Here is a 23,000-nt window from a genome sequence, read left to right on the forward strand (position 1 = left end):
ACAAGCGCAGATACAAGCGGCGCAACCGCATCGAGATCATGTTCGGCAGGCTCAAGGACTGGAGGCGCGTCGCGACCCGTTATGACCGCTGCCCCAAGGTGTTCCTCTCTGCCATCGCGCTCGCGGCTCTCGTCATCTATTGGTTATGAATCCTGACCCTAAGGAAGGTTTGACTCAATACTCGGTGCTGCAAAGCAGGTGCGGGGCGTATCTTTAATTGACTCTAGGCAGCCCCCAACACTCTCACCCAGCTCCGCATCCCCTTGTGGAAGCTGGTCAGCGAATACTTCTCGTTCGGCGAATGGATCTGGTCGTCGTCAAGGCCAAAGCCGATCAGCATGGCCGGCATGTCGAGGTAGTCGCTGAAATACCCCGCGATCGGGATCGAGCCGCCGCAGCCGGCAAACACCGCCGGGTTGGGCCACTCGTCCGACAGCGCGCCGCGGGCGGCCTCGAAGAGCGGCGAGGAGGTGTCCATCGCCGCGGCCGGAGAGGCGCCATGCGCCTTGAATTCGACGCTGCAATCGGGCGGCAGCTGCGCCTCGACATAGGCGCGAAAGGCCTCGCGGATGGCATGCGGGTCCTGGCGGCCCACCAGTCGGAAGCTCACCTTGGCATGGGCCTGGCTCGGCAGCACGGTCTTGAAGCCGGCGCCGGTGTAGCCGCCCCAGATGCCGTTGACGTCGCAGGTCGGGCGCGCCCAGATCATCTCGAGCCCGGTGCGCCCGGTCTCGCCCGCGGGCTGTGACAGGCCGACGGCACCGAGGAAATCGCGCGCCATCTCGCCCGGATCGCCAAGCGCCGCCCATTGCTCGCGGATCGCATCCGGCAGCTCGGGCACGGCGTCGTAGAAGCCGGGCAGGGTGACCCGGCCCTGATCGTCATGCAGGCCCGCCAGAACGCGGCTCAGCACCCGGATCGGGTTCATCGCGATGCCGCCGAACATGCCGGAATGCAGATCACGCGAGGGGCCGGTGATGGTGATCTCTTCGCCCATCAGCCCGCGCAGCATGGTGGTGATGCAGGGGGTCTCGGGGTCGAACATGCCGGTGTCGCAGATCAGCGCGATGTCGGATTTCAGCTCGGCGGCGTTCTCCTTCATGAAGGGAATGAGCGAGGGCGAGCCGCTTTCCTCTTCGCCCTCGAAGAAGAAGGTGATGCGGCAGGGCAGTTGCCCATGCACCGCGATCCAGGCCCGGCAAGCCTCGACAAAGGTCATCAGCTGGCCCTTGTCGTCGCTGGTGCCGCGGCCGCGGATCACTTTTCCTTGAGGCGTGTCCTCGATCTGCGGATCAAACGGGTCGCGGTCCCACAGTTCGAGCGGATCGACCGGCTGCACGTCGTAGTGGCCGTAGAACAGCAGATGCGGGCTGCCCTCGCCGATATGACCCACCACCATGGGATGGCCCGGGGTGGCGCGCTTGCTGGCCTCGGCGCCCAGTGATTGCAGGTCCGCGACCAGCCAGTCGGCGGCCTCCTGGCAGTTCTCGGCATAAGCCGGATCGGTGGAAATCGACGGGATTCGAAGAAGGTCTTTCAAGCGGTCACATGCCGCATTGAGGTCATCGTCGATTCGGGTCAGAACGGGGGTGATATCCATGGGACCGGGCTCCTTGTCTCGGGTCAGACCCTAGCGGCGGGACCGGCCCTGTCCAGAGGCCTTTGACATGGATCAAGGATGCGTCCAAGGGTCGCCGTTAGTAGAGGTTGCCAGACGGGGTTTCCCGCTGTAAGTATTCATGAACGTGAATTTGACCGTCCCCGGGCGGCAGGTTCAGACGCAGGGCCCGAGGCCCCACGCAAACGGAGGTGCCCCGGTGAGCCACAAGACGGATTATACCGCGAAACTCGACACAGCGCTCGGCCGCCTGCACGAAGAGGGGCGCTATCGCACCTTCATCGACATCGAACGCAAGATGGGTCATTTCCCGCATGCCACGTGGCGCAAGCCCGATGGCAGCGAACAGCCGATCACCGTCTGGTGCGGCAACGACTACCTCGGCATGGGTCAGCACCCGGTGGTGCTCGAAGCCATGCACGAGGCGATCGAGGCCACCGGCGCCGGGTCCGGCGGCACCCGCAACATCTCGGGCACCACGGTCTATCACAAGCGGCTCGAGGCCGAGCTGGCCGATCTGCACGGCAAGGAATCGGCGCTGCTGTTCACCAGCGCCTACATTGCCAATGACGCCACGCTGAGCACGCTGCCCAAGCTGTTTCCGGGCCTCATCATCTATTCGGATGCGCTCAACCACGCCTCGATGATCGAAGGGGTGCGCCGCAACGGCGGCGCCAAGCGCATCTTCCGTCACAACGACGTGGCGCATCTGCGCGAGTTGCTCGAGGCCGACGATCCGGCGGCGCCCAAGCTGATCGCCTTTGAATCGGTTTATTCGATGGACGGCGATTTCGGCCCGATCGAAGAGATCTGCGACCTGGCCGACGAATTCGGCGCGCTGACCTATATCGACGAGGTCCATGCGGTGGGCATGTACGGCCCCCGCGGCGCCGGCGTGGCCGAGCGGGACCGGCTGATGCACCGGCTCGACATCATCAACGGCACGCTGGCCAAGGCCTATGGCGTGATGGGCGGCTATATCGCCGCAAGCCACAAGATGTGTGACGCCATCAGGTCCTATGCGCCGGGCTTCATCTTCACCACCTCGCTGCCGCCGGCAATTGCCGCCGGCGCCGCAGCCTCGGTCAAGCATCTCAAGACGGATCAGGCGCTGCGCGAACGTCACCAGACCCAGGCCGGCATCCTCAAGCTGCGGCTCAAGGGCATGGGCCTGCCGATCATCGATCACGGCAGCCATATCGTGCCGGTGATGGTGGGCGACCCGGTGCACACCAAGAAGCTGTCCGACATGCTTCTGGAGACCTACGGCATCTACGTTCAGCCGATCAATTTTCCGACAGTGCCGCGTGGCACCGAGCGTCTGCGCTTCACGCCGTCGCCGGTACACGGCCCGCGCGAGATGGATGCGCTGGTCAAGGCAATGGACGATCTCTGGTCGCATTGTGCGCTGAATCGTGCCGAACTCTCTGCCTGAACGGTTTTGACCCTGCCTTTGTTTGCGCTACATGCTAATCTCAGTGCAACCAATGGGGCGACACGAATCGTCCTGGTCCGTCGGGGTATGGTCAGGGCATCGAAACACGGGGCAGATCGGCATGATAGGGCGCAAACTCAAGCGCGGCGCAGCGTCAAGCGAAGATACCGTCGGCCCAAAGGGGTTTGACGACTTCGCCTTGCGACTTGGCGACGTCATGCGGGGCGAGCGTGCCACCATGGGCAAGTCGCTTCTCGATGTCCAGCGCGAGTTGCGGATCAAGGCCTCCTACATCGCCGCGATCGAGAACTGCGATCCCGAAGCCTTTGATACCCCCGGGTTCATTGCCGGTTACGTGCGCTCCTATGCGCGCTACCTCAACATGGACCCCGACAGTACCTTTCAGAAATTCTGTGTCGAAAGCGGCTTTACCACCGCACATGGCATGTCGGCCGAGGCGTCGAGCCAGTCGCGCAAGCCCGGCCAGAAGCTGCCGCTGAAAACCTCGGCCGAGCGGGACCTGTTCAAGGACCCGCATATGCCCTTTGCCCCACGAGGCGAGAATATCCTCGCGCAGATCGAGCCCGGTGCCATCGGCTCGATGATCGTTTTGCTGACGCTGATTGCCGGTATCGGCTATGGCGGCTGGAGCGTGCTGCAGGAAATCCAGCGGGTGCAGCTGACGCCGGTCGACCAGACGCCGATCGCCCTCGCCGAGCTCGATCCGCTCGAAGGGGCAGGGCGCGCGCCCGAGGTCGACAGTGCCGACCCCGATGACATCCGCGCCGCCGGCGTCTTTAACCCGCCGGTGACAGAGCCGCTGGACCGGCTCTACCGTCCGCAGGCGCTGGACGTGCCGGTGATGATCGCCCGCGATGCGCCGATCTCGACGCTCGATCCTTCGCGCGTCGGCAGCTTTGCCAATGCCAGCCGCGAACGTGCGCCGGTGATCGCCTCGGCCAGCGCCGCCGCCTCCGGCGACGTGACGCTCGACCGGGTGATGCAGCAGGTGGCCGAACAGGTCGCCACCCCGCTGCCGCAGGTGCTCGAAGCGCCGAAGCCCGGCGTTCAGCTGGTCGCCGTGCGCCCGGCCTGGGTGCGGGTGCGTGCCGCCGATGGCTCCGTGCTCTACGAAGCGGTGATGAACGCCGGCGACACCTATGACGTGCCGCAGGGCGAAGAACCCGCCACCCTGCGCGTCGGCGCCTCGGGCGCGGTCTACTTCGCGGTCAACGGTCAGACCTATGGCCCCGCCGGCCCGCGTGGCGCCGTCACCTCCAACGTGCAGCTCGCCGCCGCCAGCCTGACCGAACGCTACCAGCCCGCCGATCCGGCCAGCGACGGCGATCTCGAGAAGATGGTCGCCCAGCTCAACCTGCGCGTTGCCACGCCGACGCCCGCCGGCCCGGCGATCGGCGAATAACCCGCGACACATCAGCTCTGACGCATTGCATTGCCGGCCAGTCTGACTAGGTTGCGGGCAAGTCGTTCAGTTTCGGGATACCTCCATGAGCCTCAATCACGTCCGTCCGTGGCGCAATATCTATCGCCGCAAGAGCCGTCAGATCATGGTGGGCAATGTCGCCGTCGGAGGCGACGCGCCGATCTCGGTGCAGACCATGACAAACACGATCACCACCGACGTCAGGGCCACGCTGGACCAGATCATCCGCTCGGCCGAGGCGGGCGCGGATATCGTCCGCGTTTCGGTGCCGGACGAGGCCTCGGCCCGCGCGATGAAGGAGATCTGCCGCGAGAGCCCGGTGCCGATCGTCGCCGACATCCATTTCCACTACAAGCGCGGGATCGAGGCTGCCGAGGCCGGCGCCGCCTGCCTGCGGATCAACCCCGGCAACATCGGGTCAGAGGACAGGGTCAAGGAAGTGATCCGCGCCGCGCGCGACAACAACTGCTCGATCCGCATCGGCGTCAACGCCGGATCTTTGGAGAAACACCTGCTCGAGAAATACGGCGAGCCGACCCCCGACGCCATGGTCGAAAGCGGCCTCGATCACATCAAGGTGCTGCAGGACAACGACTTTCACGAGTTCAAGATCTCCTGCAAGGCCTCCGATGTCTTCATGGCCGCCGCCGCCTACCAGGCGCTGGCCGAGGCCACGGATGCCCCCATTCACCTCGGCATCACCGAGGCCGGCGGGCTGACCTCCGGCACGATCAAGAGCGCCATCGGCCTCGGCAACCTGCTCTGGATGGGCATCGGCGACACCATCCGCGTCAGCCTCTCGGCCGATCCGGTCGAAGAGGTCAAGGTCGGCTTCGAGATCCTCAAGTCACTCGGCCTGCGCCACCGCGGCGTCAACATCATCTCCTGCCCGAGCTGTGCCCGCCAGGGCTTCGACGTGATCAAGACGGTCGAGATCCTCGAACAGCGGCTCGAGCACATCAAGACGCCGATGAGCCTGTCGATCATCGGCTGCGTGGTCAACGGCCCCGGCGAGGCGCTGATGACCGATGTCGGCTTTACCGGCGGCGGCGCCGGCAGCGGCATGGTCTACCTCGCCGGCAAGGCCAGCCACAAGATGTCGAACGACCAGATGGTCGAGCACATCGTCGAAGAGGTGGAAAGGAAAGCCGCCGAGATCGAGGCCCGCGAGGCCGCCGAAGCCCAAGCCGCCGAATAACCCTCACCGAAAAAGGGCCGGTGCAATCGCCACCGGCCCCCATTTCCTCTTGCCAAAAATACCCTCGGGGGTGTCGCCAAAGGCGACGGGGGCAGGGCCCCCCTCAGCGCCTCAGCCGTCAAGCCGCTCCTGCTCGACGATCTGGCGCATTCCGTCCAGCGGCAGGTAACCCCGCACCATGCTCTCCTCGAGCACGAAGGTCGGCGTGCCGTTGATCTGCAGCCGCTGTGCCAGGGCGCGGGTGTCGGCGATGATCTGGCGGGTGCGCTCGCTCTCCATCTCGGCCAGCACCGCCTCGGCGTCGACCTCCAGCGTCTCTGCCAGCTTGCGCAGCGCCGCCTCGGTGACCGTGCCGTTCATCTTGATCAAAGTGTTGTGCGCCGCCTCATAGGCCGCGTCACCGGCCACCTGCTTGACCGCGATGGCAAACTTCGAGCTTTCGAGGCTGTCCGGCCCGAGGATCGGGAACTCCTTGACGACAAAGCGGATATTGCCGTCACTTTCGACCAGTTCCTGCACCTCTTCATGCGCCTTGCGGCAATAGCCGCAGCGATAGTCGATGAATTCCACCAGGGTCACGTCACCCTCGGGATTGCCGCCGACATGGCTGACACCGTCGTCGAAGATATCTGCCGCATTGGCGGTGATCAGATCGACGTCGCGGTCACCCTGCGCCGCCTGCTGGCGCCGCTCGAGCTCGTTGACCGCCTCGATGATCACCTCGGGATTGGCCATCAGATAGGCCCGGACCTCGTCACCAAAGGCGGCGCGCTCGGCCTCGGTCATCTCGGTCATGTCAAAGGCCAGCGCCGGCCCGGCGACCGCGAGGCCGGCAGCGAGGGCGGTGGCGGAAAGAAAACGGTTCATTGGGGATCCCCTGTCTGTTCTGGCGCGCTAGCGCAGATTCTTGGTGGCAGAAAGCACATCCTGGGCCCGCCGCCAAGGGCCGGACCCCCGCGGCAGAAGCCCCTCGGCGCGGGTGGCATGCAGCTTGGCATCGGAGAGCCGGCCCAGCAGCGCGTAGCGTTCGGCGGTGACCAGCGAGGCCATGCCGTTGTCGCCGGTCTTGGCATGGGCCACCGCGAGGTCACGCAGGATGCGCGGGTCGCGGAAGTCGCGGCCGCGGGCCTGTTCCAGCACCTTGAGCGCGGCCCCCGGATCACCGGCGGCCAGCTGCGCGCGGCCCAACCCGCCCAGGATCAGCGGCTCGTTCGGGGCCATGGCGGCGGCCTGACGGTAGACCTGCACCGCGGCGCCGAACTGCCGGCTCTCCAGCAGGATCTGCCCCTTGAGCTCGACGTAGAGTGCATCCTTGGGCCGCAGCGCCAGCGCGCTGTCGATGGCGGCCAGCGATTTCTTCAGGTTCGAGGTGCGGTGATAGGCCACCGCCTCGCGCATCAGCGCGATGTCTTTGGTGACACTGGAATTCGCCCGCCGTAGCGTCCAGCCCGGCGCGCGCAGAAAGGCCGAGAGCTTGCCCTGCGCCCGGTGAAACCAGTAGGTCGCGGCGGTGTCCTTGCGGGCCTGACCGGAATTGCCGGCGACAAAGCCCTGGGCCGCGCGCATGCGGTCGCGGGTCAGCGGGTGCGAGCGCATGTAGGGGTCCTGCCGCCCGGCGCTCAGTGCCTCCTGGCCGCGAAAGATGTCATGCACCTCCAGCGCCGCCTTGGGGTCGATGCCGGCACGCACCAGGCTGCGCAGGGCGCTGACATCGGCCGAGCTCTCCTCGGCGCGGGTATGGGCCAGGAACTGCCGCAGGGCGGCGCTCTGGGTGCCGGCGGCCAGACCCGTGGCCACCGAGGGCGAGCCCGAGGCCATGGCGGCCGCCGCCAGCACGAAACCGAGGCCGGCAGCGGTGCGCGCGGCGCGGGCATTGCCGGCGCGGCGGGCGAGGTGACCGTTGGAGATATGTGCCGCCTCGTGGGCGATGACATATTGCAGCGCCTCGGCGCTGCCCAGCTTCATGATCAGGCCGGAGTTCAGAAAGATATGCTGGGTGTCGGCGACAAAGGCATTGAGCGCATCATCCTCGATCACCAGCACCCGCACACTCGATGGCAGCCCGGCGGCGCGCAGCACCGGTGCGGCGATCTGGCCAAGGGCGTATTCCACATCGGCATCGCGGATCAGCCCGCCGGCCCTGGCAGGCATGGCCACCGCCGCCCAGAGCATGAGCGTCGCCGCAAGGTATCTCAGTATCCGCATTGACCTCCCCGCCTCGATCCCGGAAAACCGCCTCCGGGCAGAGCTTGGGAGAATTGCATGCGAGACTCAAGGCGCGGTGAGGTCGATCCCTTCATTGTGATGGACGTGATGGAGGCCGCACGACAGGCCGAGGCCCGGGGCCGCCACATCATCCACATGGAGGTCGGACAGCCCGGAACCCCAGCGCCGCAAGGCGCGCGCGAGGCGGTGGCGCAGGCGATGCAAAGCGATCCGATGGGCTATACCGTGGCGCTGGGCCTGCCGGCGTTGCGCCAGCGGATTGCGCGGCTTTATGCCGATTGGTACGGCGTGACGCTCGATCCGTCGCGGGTGATCGTGACGCCGGGCTCTTCCGGCGCCTTCCTGCTGGCCTTTACCGCGCTCTTCGATGCCGGTGACCGGGTGGCGATCGGCGCGCCGGGCTATCCGAGCTATCGGCAGATCCTCAAGGGGCTGTCGCTGGAGCCGGTCGATCTGCAGACCCGCCCCGAAAACCGGCTGCAGCCCGTGCCCGAGGATTTCGCCGAAATGGACATCCAGGGCCTGCTTGTGGCCTCGCCCGCCAACCCGAGCGGCACCATGCTCGACCGCGCGGCGATGGAGGCGCTGATCGCGGCGACCACGGCCAAGGGCGCGGCCTTTATCTCTGACGAGATTTACCACGGCATCGAATACGAGGCCAAGGCGGTCACCGCGCTGGAGATCACCGACGACTGCTATGTGATCAACTCGTTCTCGAAGTATTTCAGCATGACCGGCTGGCGCGTCGGCTGGATGGTGGTGCCGCAGGACCACGTGCGCAAGATCGAGCGGCTGGCGCAGAACATGTTCATCTGCGCGCCGCATGTGGCCCAGGTGGCGGCGCTGGCGGCGATGGATTGCGACGACGAGCTGCAGGCCAACCTCGCGGTCTATGCCGAGAACCGGCGGCTGATGCTGGACGGCCTGCCGAAAGCCGGCTTCGACCGCATCGCGCCGCCCGATGGTGCCTTCTACGTCTATGCCGACGTCAGCCACCTGACCGACGACAGCCTGGGCTTCTGCCGCGAGATCCTCGACGAGGCCGGCGTGGCGGTGACCCCGGGCCTCGACTTCGACCCGGTGCGGGGCGGCGGTACGCTGCGGTTCTCCTACGCGCGGTCGACCGCCGATATCCGCGAGGGGCTGTCGCGGCTCGAGGCCTTCATGGCGAACCGCGGCCTGGTGTCGGGCTGAGCCGGGTGGGGGCTCTGCCCCCGTCGCCTTGAGGCGACTCCCCCGAGGGTATTTTCGGCAAGAGGAAAGAGGGGCGGGCGCGGTGAGGCGGCCGGGGCGCGATAGAGGGATGCAGGGGACGGCGCGCCGTGGTAGATTATGGCTCGAACGCGGGCGCGAGACCCGTGCAGCAAGGGTCATCGGCATGAGCAGACATTTCCTTTCCGCCTGCGCCTTCGCGCTGGCGCTTTTTACCACGCAGGCCCCGGCGCAGGAATTCGGCGCCCTGGCGCGGATCGACGCCGAAGAGACCGGCATCGGCCGTGGCGGCGATCTGACGCTGGAGTTCGCGCTGAGCCAGGGCGTGCCTTGGCGCGCCTATACATTGGCCGATCCCGACCGGCTGATCCTCGATTTCCAGGAGGTCGACTGGACCGGGCTGGAGGCAAAGGCCTTTGCTTCGAAAAAGCTGCGCACCGTTCGGTTCGGCGCGCTGCAGCCCGGCTGGTCGCGCTTCGTGGCCGAGCTGGCGGTGCCGTTGACGGTGAAGACCGCGGCGCTCGAGGTCGATGACACCAGCGCCGCGGCCCTGCTGCGAGTGACGCTGGAAGAGACCGACCGCGCGCGCTTTGAAGCCGCCACCGGCGCCGCGCCGAGCGCGCAATGGGTGCTGCCGGAACCGGCGATGCGGGCCGAGGTCTCCGGCACGCCCGAGGTGCTGACCGTGGTGATCGACCCCGGCCATGGTGGCATCGACCCGGGCGCCCTGCGCGAGGATGCGCGCGAGGCCGACCTGGTGCTGCAGCTGGCGCGGGACGTCAAGGAAACCCTGCTGCGCGCCGGCGGCATCGACGTGGTTATGACCCGCGAAGAGGACCACTTCGTCTCGCTCGAGGCGCGAGTGGCCATTGCCCGGCGCGCCGGGGCGCATCTCTTCATCTCGCTGCATGCCGATGCGCTGGACGAGGGCGTGGCGCATGGCGCCTCGGTCTACACCCTGTCGGAAACCGCCACCGACGAGGCCACCGCGGCCCTGGCCGAGCGCCACGACCGCAACGACCTGCTGGCCGGCGTCGATCTGACCGGATCGGACGACGAGGTGGCGGAAATCCTGATGGACCTGGCCCGTCAGGACAACGGCCCGCGCTCGAACATGCTGGCCAAGGCCATGGTCCGCTCGATCGACGAGACGGTGGGCGAGATCCACAAGCGCCCCTTGCGCGAGGCCGGGTTCTCGGTGCTCAAGGCCGCCGACATCCCCAGCGTGCTGATCGAGGTCGGCTTCCTGTCGACCGATCGCGACCTCGCCAACCTGCAGGACCCGGAGTGGCGGGCGAAAATGGCGCGCGGCATCCGCGACGGCATCCTGGCCTGGTCGCTGGCCGATGCCACCATCGCGCCGCTCAGGCGCAAGTGAACAGGGCAGTTTGGGCTGATTTCCGCAAGGGGGAATTATAACGGGGTTTGTGTTTTGACCGCCCCTTGCTTCGGCCCTATATAGACCCTCTAAACCAGCAGGAGCGCACGGTGCTGAGGTTCATCCTATCCTTCTTTGGCGGAATTTTCACCGTGGTCACCATGGGGGTCGCGGTGACCGCGCTGTCGATCGGCGCGATCTTCTGGGTCTATGGCCGCGATCTGCCGAGCCACGAATCGCTGGCGCAGTACAAGCCGCCGACGATCAGCCGGATCTATTCCGGCGAGGGCCGGATGATCGACGAATTTGCCCAGGAACGCCGGCTGTTCACCCCGGCCGAGGAAATCCCCGATCTGGTCAAACAGGCCTTCATCTCGGCCGAGGACAAGAACTTCTACGAACATGCCGGCTATGACGCCCGAGGCATCATCGCCGCCGCCGTCCAGGCGGTGCAGTCGCGCGGCCAGAACGTGCGCGGCGCCTCTACCATCACCCAGCAGGTGATGAAGAACTTCCTGCTCTCCGGCGACCGCCGGATCGAGCGCAAGATCAAGGAAATCATCCTCGCCACCCGGCTCGAGGAAAGCCTGCCCAAGGAACGCATTCTCGAGCTCTACATGAACGAGATCTTCCTCGGTCAGAACTCCTATGGCGTCACCGCCGCGGCGCAGACCTATTTCAACAAGACCCTGGGCGACTTGGCCCCGCATGAGGCGGCCTTCCTCGCCTCGCTGCCCAAGGCGCCGTCGGATTTCCACCCGGTGCGCCGCAAGGAGCGGCTGCTGGAACGCCGCAACTTCGTGCTCGAAGAGATGATGGAGAACGGCTACATCACCGAGGCCGTCTACCGCGAAGAGGTGGCGCAGCCGCTGCGCTCGGTGCAAAACGGCGATTTCGAGAGCTTCAAGACCGCGCTGCCGCCGCGCGACTATTTCACCGACGAGATCCGCCGCCAGCTGTCAGAGGATTTCGGCGAGGGCGAGTTCTTTTCCGGCGGTCTGACCGTGCGCGCCACCGTCGATCCCGACATGCAGGTGATCGCCGCCCATGCGCTGCAGAAGCAGCTTGAACAGTTCGACCGCGGCCTCGGCCGCTGGCGCGGCACCGGCAAGAGCATCGACGCCGGCGAGATCGACAATTGGCAGGAGGCGCTGGCCAACGTCAAGGTCGCCCGCGACATCACGCTGGAAAGCCAGTGGTACCCGGCCGTCGTGCTGGCGGTCGAGGATCAGCAACTGCGCCTCGGCATCGAAGGTGTCGGCGCCGACGAGAACGCGCCTCACGTGGTGCCGCGCAAGGACATCGACTGGGTCCGCGGCAGCTTTGCCGACAACTTCAAGGTCGGCGATGTGGTGCATGTCCGCAAGATGACCGAAGGCGACGATGGCACCGGCGCCTTTATCCGCTGGACCCTGCGGCAGGTGCCGGAAGTGCAGGGCGGCTTCATGGCGATGGACGTCAACACCGGCCGGGTTCTGGCGATGCAGGGCGGGTTTTCCTACCAGCATTCGGTCTTCAACCGCGCCACCCAGGCCCAGCGCCAGCCCGGGTCGTCGTTCAAGCCCTTCGTCTATGCCTCGGCGCTCGACAGCGGCTATACCCCGGCGACCATCGTCGTCGACGCCCCGATCGAGATCGACACGCCGCAGGGCGTCTGGCGGCCCAAGAACGCCTCGAACCAGTTCTACGGCCCGACACCGCTGCGCACCGGCATCGAACGCTCGCGCAACCTGATGACCATTCGCCTCGCGCAAGAGGTCGGCATGGACGTGGTCGGCAGCTATGCCGAACGCTTCGGCGTCTACGACCGGCTCAGCCCGGTGCTGGCCAATGCGCTTGGCGCGCAGGAATCGACGCTGTTCAAGATGGTGGCGGCCTATGCGATGTTCGCCAACGGCGGCGAACGGGTCGAGCCGACCCTCGTTGACCGGGTCCAGGACCGCTACGGCAAGACCGTCTATCGCCATGACACCCGCGACTGCACCGATTGCGACGATCCCTCGATCGCCTCCAGCCGCGGCCCGCGCATCGTCTCGGACCGCGAGCGGGTGATGGACCCGGTGACGGCCTACCAGCTGACCTCGATGATGCAAGGCGTGGTCGAACGCGGCACCGCGTCGAGCTATGTCAACCTGCCGGTGCCCACCGCCGGCAAGACCGGCACCACCAACGACGCCAAGGATGTCTGGTTCATCGGCTTCACCTCGAACGTGGTGGCGGGCTGCTACATCGGCTACGACCAGCCCCGCAGCCTCGGGCGCGGCGCCTCTGGCGGCGGCTTCTGCGGCCCGGTGTTCCAGCGCTTCATGACCGAGGCGATCAAGAAATACGGCGGCGGCAAGTTCCGCGTGCCCGGCGAATGCCAGTTCATCAAGATCGACCGCTTCACCGGCGCGCGGCTCAGCGACGGCGCTTCCGGGGCGAACGTGGTCAACGAATGTTTCCGCGAGGGCGAGGAGCCGGTCTTCGGCATCACCTTCGACGGCGGCTTTGCCATGGGCTCGAACTTTGAGCAGATCGCACCCAGCGGTGGCGGCAGCAAGCAGGTCACCACCTCGACCGGCAAGAAGGCCGTGGTCGGCCCCAAGGCCAGCTTCGGCACCCTGTCCTCGGGCGGTCTCTACTGATCGATGCGGCGCCGGCCCCAGTCACCGGGGCCGGCGGCACGTCGCGGCGGCTTGTCCCTGACCCGGCGGCTTGCTATCAGGCATGACTGAAACGCCAGAAGCCGGGAAGAGACATGCGCGCGGAAATCCAGAACAAGATCGCCGAAATCGAGAAGTCGCTGGCGCTGTTGGCACAGCGGATGGATTACCAGACCGCGCCGCACCGGCTCGAGGAATTCAACGCGATGACCGAGAACCCGGACCTCTGGAACGATCCGGAAAAGGCGCAGAAGCTGATGCGCGACCGGCAGATCCTGATGGACAAGGTCGCCACCTACGAAAGCATCAAGCAGGAACTTTCCGACAATCTCGAATTGATCGAGATGGGCGAGATGGAGGGCGACAAGGAGGTCGTCGAGGAAGCCGAGGCCGCCATCCTGGCGCTGCGCGACAAGGCGGCCCAGAAAGAGCTCGAGGCGCTGCTCGACGGCGAGGCCGATGCCAATGACACCTTCCTCGAGATCAACGCCGGCGCCGGCGGCACCGAGAGCTGCGACTGGGCGGCGATGCTGGCGCGGATGTATGTCCGCTGGGCCGAGGCGCATGGCTACAAGGTCGAACTGCAGTCGGAAAGCGCCGGCGAAGAGGCCGGCATCAAATCCGCCGCCTACAAGATCTCCGGCCACAACGCCTACGGCTGGCTCAAATCCGAAAGCGGCGTGCACCGGCTGGTGCGGATCTCGCCCTACGATTCGGCGGCCAAGCGCCACACTTCCTTTTCCTCGGTCTGGGTCTACCCGGTGGTCGACGACAATATCGAGATCGAGGTCAACCCGGCCGACATCCGCATCGACACCTACCGCTCCTCCGGCGCCGGCGGCCAGCACGTCAACACCACCGATTCCGCCGTGCGGATCACCCACCATCCGACCGGCATCGTGGTGACCTCATCGGAAAAGTCGCAGCACCAGAACCGCGACATCGCCATGAAGGCGCTGAAATCGCGGCTCTACCAGCTCGAGCTCGACCGCCGCAACGCCGACATCAACGCCGCCCACGAGGCCAAGGGCGACGCCGGCTGGGGCAACCAGATCCGCTCCTACGTGCTGCAGCCCTACCAGATGGTGAAGGACCTGCGCACCGGCTACGAGACCTCGGATACCAAGGGTGTGCTCGACGGCGATCTCGACGGCTTCATGGCCGCCACCCTCGCCATGGACGTCTCCGGCAAGAGCCGCGCCGAAGCCCAGGGCGAAGACTGACCCCTGATCTTCCTCTTGCCGGAAATACCCTCGGGGGTGGCCGCAGGCCGGGGGCAGCGCCCCCATCCCCCGCGCGTCCCACGCCAAAGTCCTTGATCTCCTCCCCGCCAACCGCTTCCATGGGCGCGGGAGAGGGACATGACCGAGACATCACAGATTGGCGCGCCGCCGCTGGCGGCGGCAACCCCGCAGATGCTGCGCCAGGCGCTGCACAAGGGCTGGCGCGATTTCACCCGAGCCCCGGCGCTGAGCCTCGCCTTCGCCGGCGTCTACGTGCTGCTCGGCTGGCTCATGGCCGGGATCACCTGGGCCACGGGCCAGAGCTACTGGCTGGTCTTCGCCGCCGTGGGTTTCCCGCTGATCGGCCCCTTTGCCGCCATCGGCTTCTACGAGATCTCCCGCCGCCTGCAGGCCGGCGCGGCGCTGGAGGCCGGCGCCGTGATGAGCGTGATCTTCCGCCAGCGCAATCGTCAGCTGCCCTCGCTCTGCGCGGTGATCGTGATCCTGTTCCTGTTCTGGTTCTTCCTGGCGCACATGATTTTCGCGCTGTTTCTCGGCCGCGCGACGATGACCCATGTCTCGACCTCCTTCGAGGTCTACCGCAGCCTCGAGGGTCTCACCATGCTGGCCGTCGGCACCGGGGTGGGCGCGGGCTTTGCCCTGCTGATCTTCAACATCACGGTGATCTCGCTGCCGATGCTGCTCGACCGCGAGATCGACTTCGTCAGCGCGATGATCGCCAGCTTTCAGGCCGTCACGCGGGCGCCGCTGGTGCTGCTGGCCTGGGCCGGGCTGATCGCAGTGCTGACCTTCCTGGCGATGCTGCCGGGGTTCCTCGGGCTCTTTGTGGTCCTGCCGCTGCTGGGCCACGCCACCTGGCATCTCTATGACCAGATGAAGACCACGGCACCTGAGCTGCGAGGAGAGCCCGCAAGGGCTTGAGGAGCGGCGCCTCGGACCTCGTGGTCGCGCCTCGCGTCAGTTGCGGCCGTGGCCGGCGAAACGTCCCGCTTCCTCGGCGGCCTTGCGGATCGCCTTGGACTTGTTGACCGTTTCCATGAACTCGGCTTCCGGGTCGCTGTCGTAGACGACACCACCACCGGCCTGGATATAGAGCTTCTCGTCCTTCACCACCGCGGTGCGCAGGGCGATGCACATGTCCATGTCGCCGCCGGCGCTGAAATAGCCGACACCGCCGGCATAGACACCGCGTTTCTCGGGCTCCAGCTCGTCGATGATCTCCATCGCCCGCACCTTTGGCGCGCCCGACACCGTGCCGGCGGGCATTCCGGCCAGCAGCGCCGAGAGCGCATCCTGGTCTTCCGACAGCTCACCCACCACGTTCGAGACGATATGCATCACATGGGAATAGCGCTCGACGATGAACTCCTCGGTCGGCCGCACGGTGCCGATCTTCGACACCCGACCGGTGTCGTTGCGGCCGAGGTCGAGCAGCATCAGGTGTTCCGCCAGCTCCTTCTTGTCGGCCAGCAGGTCGGCCTCGAGCGCATTGTCCTCTTCCGGCGTCGCGCCGCGCGGGCGGGTGCCGGCGATCGGGCGGATGGTGACCTCGCGGCCAAACACCCGCACCAGGATCTCGGGGCTGGCGCCGATCACCTGGAAGCCGTCGAAGTTGAAGTAGAACATGAAGGGCGAGGGGTTCGTCCGCCGCAGCGAGCGATAGAGCGCAAAGGGCGGCAGCGGGAAGTCCTGGGTCCAGCGCTGCGAGGGCACCACCTGAAAGATGTCGCCGGCGCGGATGTATTCCTTGGCCTTTTCAACCGCGGCCAGGTAATCGGCCTTGGCGAAGTTCGACTGCGGCGGGCCGATCTCGGCCACGTCGCCCAGGTCGCGGCTTTCAGAGGGCAGGGCGCGTTCGAGATCGCGCACCGCGTCCATCACCCGTTCTGCCGCCTGGGCATAGGCCGCCTTGGCCGATTGCCCTTCGCGCACCCAGGCCGGCGAGACCACGGTGACCTCGCCCTTGACGCCGTCAAGCACCGCCACCACCGACGGCCGCATCATCACCGCGTCGGGCAGGCCCAGCGGATCGGGGTTCACGTCGGGCAGATGTTCGACCAGGCGGATCATGTCGTAACCCAGATAGCCGAAGAGCCCGGCCGCTGCCTGTGGCAGGTCGGCGGGCAGGTCGATGTGGCTTTCCTCGATCAACTCGCGCAGCGAGGCCAGCGGATCGGTCTCGACCGGCTGGAACGCATCGCGGTCGAACCGCGCCTCGCGGTTGATCCGGGCCTGTTTGTCGTGGCACTGCCAGATCACGTCTGGCTTCATGCCGATGATCGAATAGCGGCCGCGCACCTCGCCGCCGGTCACCGATTCCAGCATGAAGGCATCGCGCGCGGCGCCCGTCAGCTTGAGCATCAGCGACACCGGCGTGTCGAGATCGGCGGCAAGCCGGGTGTAGACCACCTGGTTCCGGCCCGCCGCATAGCCTTGGGCAAAACCGTCGAAATCGGGCGTCAGGGCCATCGTCTGCGTCCTTACTGGAAGTTGGCGTGAACGGCGTTGAGCGCCTGCTGGTCGATCGAGATGCCGACACGGGTCTGGATGTCGCGGGCCAGCGCCTCGAACATGTCATTGGCGAGGCTGCCGTCGACCTGCTGTTCCAGCGCCTGCAGGATCACCTGGTTCTCGGCGCTGTCGAAATCCGGCGCGGTGATGCTGTCGAGCCGGATGATCACCGCGCGGCCCTGGTGCGGCAGGGTCAGCGTGCCGGGTGCATCGAGGGCAAAGACCTCCTGCAGCGTGTTGGAAGGCAGGTTCGGCAACTGGCCCGAGCGGGTCTGGCCGGTCACCATGGTGGGCTCGAGCCCCAGGCCCTCGAAGGTCCGGCCTTCGCCGAGGTCACTGGCCAGCGCCTCGGCGCGGGCAAGCAGGCGCTTTTCGGTCTCGGCGCGGGTCCAGTCCTGGGCCACGCGATCGCGCACCTCGTCGAGCGGTTGCGGGCTCGGCGGGTTCACGGCGTTCAGGCGCAGGGCAAAGATACCGCCATCGCCAAGCGCGGCAACCTCGGGGAAATCCTCGGTGTCGGCCGCGGCGGCGGCCTCGCGGAAGCTGTCGTAGCCGGCGATGTCGGCGTCGCTCTGCGGGGTCCAGTTGATCTGGCCCAGTTCCATCTCGGTTTCCTTGGCCAGTTCTTCCAGCGTCGCGCCACCGGCGAGCAGATCGTCGATATCGGTGATCAGGCTGTCGATCACCCGGCGGGCACGGTCCTGGGCCAGCTGCTCGCGCAGGATCGGCTGGGCCTCCTCGAAAGAGGTTGCCTGGGCCGGCAGGATGCCGTTGACGCGAAAGATCGCCGGACCGAGATCGGAGCTGAAGGGGCCGACCACATCCTCGACCTCGGCGGCAAAGACCGCCTCGGCGGCGGCGCCCAGGTCGCGGCGGCTGACATCGCCCATGTCGACATCGGGCAGGGCGAGGCCGCGGTTGCTGACCTCGGTCTCGAAGTCGCTCTCGCCGCTTTCGATCCGGGCAATCGCCGCTTCGGCGGCCTCGGTGTCGGCCATCACCAGGCGTTCGACCAGACGGCGTTCCTCCTGGTTGAAGCGGTCGGATTGCTCGTCATAGGCCTTGCGCAGCGTCTCCTCGTCAACCTCGACCGTGTCGAGCAGCATGTCGGGCGTGAGCCAGGCATAGGTGATGTCGCGGGTCTCTGGCAGGGTGTAGGTGGCGATATTGTCCTGGTAGAAGGCGGTCAGCTCGTCCTCGGTGGGGGCCGGCACCGGCTCTTCCAGCGCGCTGTCGTCGAGCGCGGCCCAGGTAAAGGCGCGGGTCTCGCCGACAAAGCCCAGCAGGGTCTGGACGTAAGTGTCGGGCATCGGCGCGCCCGAGACCACGGCAGCCTGCAGCAGCGCGCGGGCGGTCTCCTCGCGCAGGTCCTGCTCGAACTCAGCCTCGTTGAGCCCGGCGTTCTCGAGGGCAAAGCGATAGGTGTCGCGGTCGAAGCGGCCGCTGGCGCCCTGAAAGGCGGAAATGTCCATCAGCTCGCGCGCCACGGTCTCGTCACCGACCGAAATGCCCAGTTCGTCGGCCTCGTGGGTGATGGCGGTGGTGGTGATCAGCTGGCCCAGCACCCGCTGCGGGATCTGCAGCGCCTGCGCCTGGGGAAAGCTCAGCGCCTGCCCGGTCTCGGCCTGGGCAGAGCGGATCTCGTTCTGCAGAGCGCGGGCATAGTCGTCGACGCTGATCGGCGTGTCGCCCACGGCGCCCACCGAGCGCACCGTGCCGGAGAGATTGGTCGCGCCGAAACCCGCGAGGCCCACGAAGAGCAGACCCATGAGAATCCAGACAAATGTCTTGGAGATGCTGTTGCCTTTGGCCATGACCGCCCCTGCGTTGTTCGCCTTTATTGCGAGACGTGTCTACGCGCAGGCCGGGGCAGGGGCAAGAGGGGCAGACCGGGCTCTTTGGTCCCTTGCGGGCCCGCATCGCAGGCGGGCGTCGCAAGGGGGGAAGAGAGGGTCAGTCCTTGCCGCGGTAGGGCTCGACGTATTGCAGCGCCATGTCCCAGGGGAAGAAGATCCAGGTGTCCTGGCTGACCTCGGTGATGAAGCTGTGGACCTGCGGCCGGCCCATCGGCTTGGCATAGACGGTGGCGATATGCGCCTTGGGCATGTGGCTGCGCACGGTCTCGATGGTCTTGCCGGTGTCGACCAGATCGTCGATCACCAGCACGCCGGTGCCGTCACCCACGACATCCATGTCGGGCGACTTGATCACCTTGGGCGCGGTCTGTTCCTGGTGGTTGTAGCTCTTGACCGAAATCGTGTCGACGATCCGGATGCCCAGCTCGCGCGCGACGATCATCGCCGGCGCCATGCCGCCGCGGGTGATCGCGACAACGGCGCGCCAGGCGCCATCGTCGGGGCCATGCCCGTCCAGCCGCCAGGCCAAGGCCCGTGCGTCGCGGTGCAGCTGGTCCCAGCTGACGTGAAAACCTTTTTCGTGTGGCAGACGATCGCTCATCTCCGGTCCTCCGTTTTTTTCGCGTCTAGCCGAACTGCGCTGCAAAAGGAAGCTGGCGGGTGGAAAATCTCGGGATGACGTAAGCGCCGAGCCGGGTCAGCGGCTGCCCGCGGGGTAGCGCCGAGCGCCATAAGCGGACGGGCGGAGAGTCTCGGGATGACGTGAGCACCGAGCCGGGCCAGCGGCTGCCCGCGGGGTGCCGCTGCAACCTTGGTTCGGCCGCGCTTTATCTCAGCCAAGTCAGGAGGACCTTCGAGCGACGCGCCTTACTCAGCCAAAGCGGCAGCCCGGTGGGGCGGGCAGCCGCTGGCCCGGCGGCCTGCGGCCTTGTTCCGGGCCGGGAAATACTCCGGCGGGGCAGGTGGCCTTTGGTCAGACGCAGTCGCTGGCCCGGCGGCCTTGCACCGGGGCCAGGAAATCAGGCCTTGCTCATGTCCGGCGCATCCACCGCCTTCATGCCGACCACGTGATAGCCGGCGTCGACATGCAGGTTCTCACCGGTCACGCCAGACCCAAGGTCCGACAGCAGATACAGCGCCGACCGTCCCACGTCGTCGATCGTCACATTGCGGCGCAGCGGCGAGTTGTACTCGTTCCACTTCATGATGTAGCGGAAATCGCCGATGCCCGACGCCGCCAGCGTCTTGATCGGCCCGGCCGAGATTGAGTTGACCCGGATGCCATCCTTGCCGAGATCCTCGGCGAGGTACCGCACGGAGGCCTCCAGCGCCGCCTTGGCCACGCCCATCACGTTGTAATGCGGCATCACCCGTTCGGCGCCGTAATAGGTCAGCGTCAGGGCCGAGGCGCCGGGCTCCATCATCTTCTCGGCGCGCTGCATCACCGCGGTGAAGCTGTAGACCGAGATGTCCATCGACATGGTGAAGTTCTGCCGGCTGGTCTCGACATAGCGCCCGCGCAGCTCGTTCTTGTCGGAAAACCCGATGGCATGGACCACGAAATCCAGCGTGCCCCAGCGCTCCTTGAGGCTGTCGAAGAGCGCGTCGATCGAGCCCTCGTCGCTGACATCGCAGGGCAGCACGATATCGCTGCCCAGTTGCGCGGCCAGCGGGCCAACCCGTTTCATGAGAGCTTCGCCCTGGTAGGAAAAGGCCAGCTCCGCGCCGGCATCGGCCAGTGCCTTGGCAATCCCCCAGGCGATCGACTTGTCGTTCGCCAGCCCCATGATCAGGCCGCGTTTGCCGGCCATCAGCGTATTTGACATCTCGCATTCTCCGCTCAAGTGTCTCGAATGCAACGCTTATGGCATAGGAAGCTGTGCTTCAAGAGCGCGAACTCTCGAATGCGCCCGCGACGGCGCATAGGATTATCGTTAGACTATCGTGAAAAGGAGCCGATGATGGCGGAACGCAACGGTATATTTGCGGGAGACTCTCCGTTCGAGATCGCCCGCCGCTGGCTGGCCGAGGCCGAGCAGACGGAGGTCAACGACCCCAATGCCATCGCGCTTGCGACGGTGGATGCAGACGGCATGCCCAACGCCCGGATGGTTCTGCTGAAGGATATCGAGGAGGGCAGCTTTGTCTTCTACACCAATTACAACAGCGCCAAGAGCCAGGAAATCACCGCCACCGGCACCGCAGCCTTTGTGATGCACTGGAAAAGCCTGCGCCGGCAGATCCGCGTGCGCGGCCATGTCACCCGCGAGGACGGGCCGCAGGCGGATGCCTATTACAAGTCGCGCTCGCTCAAGAGCCGTCTGGGGGCCTGGGCGTCAGACCAGTCGCAGCCGCTGTCGTCGCGCACCGCACTGATGGCCGAGGTCGCCAAGGTCACCGCCCAGAAGGGCAGCGACCCCGAGCGGCCGCCGTTCTGGGGCGGCTGGCGGATCACGCCGGTCGAGATCGAGTTCTGGGCGGACGGGGCCTTTCGGCTTCACGACCGCTTCGTCTGGCGACGTCAAGGTGGAGGAGATGCCTGGCAAATTACACGTCTTAACCCCTGAATTTTGCGTAACGTGAAATGCATTCCCTCAGTAAATCAGGGATATGGGCTTGCATTTTGCGTAACCTTGGTTGCAAGTGTTAACCGGGATGAGAAAGAACAGAGTGCGAATTGGAACAAGTAGAACACCAGCCCAGACGGGTTGAGGGCCGGGTGAAATGGTTCGACCCTTTGAAGGGCTTCGGATTTGTGGTCGCCGACATCGGAGGACCCGACATCCTGTTGCACTCCAACGTGCTGCGCAACTACGGCCAGAGCTCGGTCGCTGACGGCGCGCATGTTGTCGTGGACATACAGGAGACGCCGCGGGGCATTCAGGCCGTTGCGGTGGTCGAGATCCAGCCGCCCGAGGATGACGGCACGCCGCCGCTTGCCGACTTCGAGGTTGTCGATCCCGAAGTGATCGCCGCCGCCGAGCTCGAGCCCGCGCGGGTGAAATGGTTCGACAAGTCAAAAGGCTTTGGCTTTGCCAATGTCTTTGGTAGACCTGAGGACGTGTTCCTGCACGTCGAGGTGTTGCGCCGCTCGGGCCTCGCCGATGTGCAGTCTGGTGAGGCTCTGGGTCTGCGCGCCATCGAAGGCAAGCGCGGCCGGATGGCGGTTGAGGTATGTCCTTGGGAAAGCGCGTTGAAATCACACTAGGCGCGGCAGTTCTTGCCGTCCTGGCCCTGACGCAATCGGCGCTTGCCGCCTGTCAGCCCGGCAAGATCGAACTGGCCGGCGAAAAGGGCGTGGTGACCTTCGATGTCGCCGTGGCCGACGATTTTCAGGAACGGGCTCGTGGGCTGATGTTCGTCAAGGAAATGGCCGACAGCCAGGGAATGCTCTTCATCTACGGTGTCACCCGGCCGGTGAGCTTCTGGATGAAGAACACCTATATTCCGCTCGACATGATCTTCATCGACCGCCGCGGCGTGGTGAAGAAGGTGCACGAGAACGCGGTGCCGCATGACGTCAAGGCGATCTCCAGCGACGTGCCGATTCGAAGCGTGCTCGAGATCAACGGCGGGCTGGCCGCCAAGATGGGCATCGTGCCGGGCACCCCGGTGCGCCACGTTGATCTGCCGCAGACCGGTGTCGCCTGGCCCTGCTGAGCGGCGCTTACCCGAGTTAGGTCAGCGTTGCGGCGGGAAAGATGCGACGGCCCGGTGCCTTTGCGCTTTTCTTTGTCGGCGGGGCGGATTAAGAAGCCCTCGGTTTCGGGGCGTAGCGCAGCCTGGTAGCGCGACGGTTTTGGGTACCGTAGGTCGCAAGTTCGAATCTTGCCGTCCCGACCAACCTCTCATCACACACCAGATATTGTGGTCAGCCTTTGGGCAGACCCATCTTGCTGCGGGTCCCTCGTGGCTTGCCATGTGTCTTTTTCGCACTTTTCCACAGGGCAGGCGGTTTTCCCCGCCGGGGCGGTTCCACGGCCCTGTTAGCGTTAACGCTGCGGGGGATAAATCCACCGTGCCGCTGCGGCAACTGGCGGTAAACCTGCCGGGAAACATGGGAAAAAAGGTTAACGCTACCTGTGGGCAAAGATGTGCGTATTTCGAGGCTGAATCGGGGACAGTTTCGGAGGTGATTGCGTCAAGACCTTTCGGGGCAAATTAAATGAAAAATGAATATTGACGGTCTATGCGGGAATACGCCAGATTGTGGAGGTCGCCAGCGAGCACACA

At 65.9% G+C, this 23,000-nt stretch carries 19 protein-coding genes and 1 tRNA gene; 13 read left to right on the forward strand and 7 right to left on the reverse strand.

The features are described from left to right. Positions 1 to 149: transposase (locus tag ACN0SE_RS17810; RefSeq protein WP_417525922.1), on the forward strand; the 149-nt coding region annotated here is incomplete at its 5' end. Between the two features lie 74 nt (positions 150 to 223). Here the strand turns inward: ACN0SE_RS17810 and ACN0SE_RS17815 are convergent. Next, on the reverse strand, positions 224 to 1,600 hold the full coding sequence (locus ACN0SE_RS17815; protein WP_417525881.1) for a M20/M25/M40 family metallo-hydrolase: 1,377 nt from the start codon (positions 1,598 to 1,600) through the stop codon (positions 224 to 226). Positions 1,601 to 1,817: 217 nt separating this feature from the next. Here ACN0SE_RS17815 and hemA point away from each other — a divergent pair, with 217 nt between their 5' ends. From hemA to ispG, 3 genes are all read left to right on the forward strand, one after another. After that, positions 1,818 to 3,053: a 5-aminolevulinate synthase gene (gene hemA, locus ACN0SE_RS17820; protein ID WP_417525882.1), complete on the forward strand. Its 1,236-nt coding sequence runs from the start codon at positions 1,818 to 1,820 to the stop codon at positions 3,051 to 3,053. Positions 3,054 to 3,252: 199 nt separating this feature from the next. Continuing rightward, on the forward strand, positions 3,253 to 4,476 hold the full coding sequence (locus ACN0SE_RS17825; protein ID WP_417525883.1) for a helix-turn-helix domain-containing protein: 1,224 nt from the start codon (positions 3,253 to 3,255) through the stop codon (positions 4,474 to 4,476). 85 nt (positions 4,477 to 4,561) lie between these two features. Next, on the forward strand, positions 4,562 to 5,695 hold the full coding sequence (ispG, locus tag ACN0SE_RS17830) for a flavodoxin-dependent (E)-4-hydroxy-3-methylbut-2-enyl-diphosphate synthase (RefSeq protein ID WP_417525884.1): 1,134 nt from the start codon (positions 4,562 to 4,564) through the stop codon (positions 5,693 to 5,695). Positions 5,696 to 5,806: 111 nt separating this feature from the next. Here ispG and ACN0SE_RS17835 read toward each other — a convergent pair whose 3' ends face one another. Together ACN0SE_RS17835 and ACN0SE_RS17840 are read right to left on the reverse strand one after the other, a co-directional pair. Further along, positions 5,807 to 6,562 carry a DsbA family protein gene (locus ACN0SE_RS17835; protein ID WP_417525885.1) on the reverse strand — a complete coding sequence of 252 codons (756 nt, stop codon included), beginning with the start codon at positions 6,560 to 6,562 and terminating at the stop codon, positions 5,807 to 5,809. Positions 6,563 to 6,589: 27 nt separating this feature from the next. Then, entirely contained in the window at positions 6,590 to 7,900 is a 1,311-nt protein-coding gene (locus ACN0SE_RS17840) for a M48 family metalloprotease (protein WP_417525886.1), read from the reverse strand. A gap of 57 nt (positions 7,901 to 7,957) precedes the next feature. On the opposite strand from ACN0SE_RS17840, the gene ACN0SE_RS17845 reads away from it, so the two are divergent. The 5 genes from ACN0SE_RS17845 (at position 7,958) to ACN0SE_RS17865 (ending at position 15,321) form a co-directional block, all read left to right on the forward strand. After that, positions 7,958 to 9,115 (forward strand): pyridoxal phosphate-dependent aminotransferase, encoded by a 1,158-nt coding sequence (locus ACN0SE_RS17845; protein ID WP_417525887.1) that lies wholly within the window; start codon positions 7,958 to 7,960, stop codon positions 9,113 to 9,115. A gap of 184 nt (positions 9,116 to 9,299) precedes the next feature. After that, a complete protein-coding gene (locus ACN0SE_RS17850; protein WP_417525888.1) occupies positions 9,300 to 10,511 on the forward strand; it encodes an N-acetylmuramoyl-L-alanine amidase in 1,212 nt (403 codons plus the stop codon). A gap of 110 nt (positions 10,512 to 10,621) precedes the next feature. Further along, entirely contained in the window at positions 10,622 to 13,138 is a 2,517-nt protein-coding gene (locus ACN0SE_RS17855; protein WP_417525889.1) for a penicillin-binding protein 1A, read from the forward strand. Positions 13,139 to 13,251: 113 nt separating this feature from the next. After that, positions 13,252 to 14,379, forward strand: a complete 1,128-nt coding sequence (gene prfB / locus ACN0SE_RS17860) for a peptide chain release factor 2 (RefSeq protein WP_417525890.1) — start codon at positions 13,252 to 13,254, stop codon at positions 14,377 to 14,379. 138 nt (positions 14,380 to 14,517) lie between these two features. Next, positions 14,518 to 15,321, forward strand: a complete 804-nt coding sequence (locus ACN0SE_RS17865) for a DUF2189 domain-containing protein (protein WP_417525891.1) — start codon at positions 14,518 to 14,520, stop codon at positions 15,319 to 15,321. 36 nt (positions 15,322 to 15,357) lie between these two features. Here ACN0SE_RS17865 and trpE read toward each other — a convergent pair whose 3' ends face one another. The 4 genes from trpE to fabI form a co-directional block, all read right to left on the reverse strand. After that, positions 15,358 to 16,869, reverse strand: a complete 1,512-nt coding sequence (trpE, locus tag ACN0SE_RS17870) for an anthranilate synthase component I (RefSeq protein ID WP_417525892.1) — start codon at positions 16,867 to 16,869, stop codon at positions 15,358 to 15,360. 11 nt (positions 16,870 to 16,880) lie between these two features. Next, complete coding sequence (locus ACN0SE_RS17875) at positions 16,881 to 18,725, reverse strand: SurA N-terminal domain-containing protein (RefSeq protein WP_417525893.1); 1,845 nt, start codon at positions 18,723 to 18,725, stop codon at positions 16,881 to 16,883. A gap of 139 nt (positions 18,726 to 18,864) precedes the next feature. Continuing rightward, positions 18,865 to 19,368, reverse strand: a complete 504-nt coding sequence (gene gpt, locus ACN0SE_RS17880; RefSeq protein ID WP_417525894.1) for a xanthine phosphoribosyltransferase — start codon at positions 19,366 to 19,368, stop codon at positions 18,865 to 18,867. 418 nt (positions 19,369 to 19,786) lie between these two features. Next, entirely contained in the window at positions 19,787 to 20,593 is an 807-nt protein-coding gene (gene fabI, locus ACN0SE_RS17885; protein ID WP_417525895.1) for an enoyl-ACP reductase FabI, read from the reverse strand. A 135-nt stretch (positions 20,594 to 20,728) separates the two neighbouring features. Here fabI and pdxH point away from each other — a divergent pair, with 135 nt between their 5' ends. The 4 genes from pdxH to ACN0SE_RS17905 all read left to right on the forward strand — a co-directional run bounded on the left by pdxH (position 20,729) and on the right by ACN0SE_RS17905 (position 22,610). After that, positions 20,729 to 21,334: a pyridoxamine 5'-phosphate oxidase gene (pdxH, locus tag ACN0SE_RS17890; protein WP_417525896.1), complete on the forward strand. Its 606-nt coding sequence runs from the start codon at positions 20,729 to 20,731 to the stop codon at positions 21,332 to 21,334. Between the two features lie 110 nt (positions 21,335 to 21,444). Then, a complete protein-coding gene (locus ACN0SE_RS17895; protein ID WP_417525897.1) occupies positions 21,445 to 21,975 on the forward strand; it encodes a cold-shock protein in 531 nt (176 codons plus the stop codon). Next, positions 21,948 to 22,427: a DUF192 domain-containing protein gene (locus ACN0SE_RS17900; RefSeq protein WP_417525898.1), complete on the forward strand. Its 480-nt coding sequence runs from the start codon at positions 21,948 to 21,950 to the stop codon at positions 22,425 to 22,427. Before ACN0SE_RS17895 ends, ACN0SE_RS17900 begins: the two co-directional genes overlap by 28 nt. Before the next feature lie 106 nt (positions 22,428 to 22,533). Beyond that, positions 22,534 to 22,610: transfer RNA gene (locus ACN0SE_RS17905), tRNA-Pro, on the forward strand. Positions 22,611 to 23,000: the final 390 nt, after the last annotated feature.

The organism is Marinovum sp. (assembly GCF_048263515.1).
GTDB lineage: Bacteria > Pseudomonadota > Alphaproteobacteria > Rhodobacterales > Rhodobacteraceae > Marinovum.

Bases quoted from the DNA above. Each gene is read 5' to 3' on its own strand.
- ACN0SE_RS17815 (WP_417525881.1), bottom strand. From the start codon at position 1,600: ATGGATATCACCCCCGTTCTGACCCGAATCGACGATGACCTCAATGCG.
- ispG (WP_417525884.1), top strand. From the start codon at position 4,562: ATGAGCCTCAATCACGTCCGTCCGTGGCGCAATATCTATCGCCGCAAG.
- ACN0SE_RS17835 (WP_417525885.1), bottom strand. From the start codon at position 6,562: ATGAACCGTTTTCTTTCCGCCACCGCCCTCGCTGCCGGCCTCGCGGTC.
- ACN0SE_RS17840 (WP_417525886.1), bottom strand. From the start codon at position 7,900: ATGCGGATACTGAGATACCTTGCGGCGACGCTCATGCTCTGGGCGGCG.
- ACN0SE_RS17845 (WP_417525887.1), top strand. From the start codon at position 7,958: ATGCGAGACTCAAGGCGCGGTGAGGTCGATCCCTTCATTGTGATGGAC.
- ACN0SE_RS17850 (WP_417525888.1), top strand. From the start codon at position 9,300: ATGAGCAGACATTTCCTTTCCGCCTGCGCCTTCGCGCTGGCGCTTTTT.
- prfB (WP_417525890.1), top strand. From the start codon at position 13,252: ATGCGCGCGGAAATCCAGAACAAGATCGCCGAAATCGAGAAGTCGCTG.
- ACN0SE_RS17865 (WP_417525891.1), top strand. From the start codon at position 14,518: ATGACCGAGACATCACAGATTGGCGCGCCGCCGCTGGCGGCGGCAACC.
- trpE (WP_417525892.1), bottom strand. From the start codon at position 16,869: ATGGCCCTGACGCCCGATTTCGACGGTTTTGCCCAAGGCTATGCGGCG.
- ACN0SE_RS17875 (WP_417525893.1), bottom strand. From the start codon at position 18,725: ATGGCCAAAGGCAACAGCATCTCCAAGACATTTGTCTGGATTCTCATG.
- gpt (WP_417525894.1), bottom strand. From the start codon at position 19,368: ATGAGCGATCGTCTGCCACACGAAAAAGGTTTTCACGTCAGCTGGGAC.
- fabI (WP_417525895.1), bottom strand. From the start codon at position 20,593: ATGTCAAATACGCTGATGGCCGGCAAACGCGGCCTGATCATGGGGCTG.
- pdxH (WP_417525896.1), top strand. From the start codon at position 20,729: ATGGCGGAACGCAACGGTATATTTGCGGGAGACTCTCCGTTCGAGATC.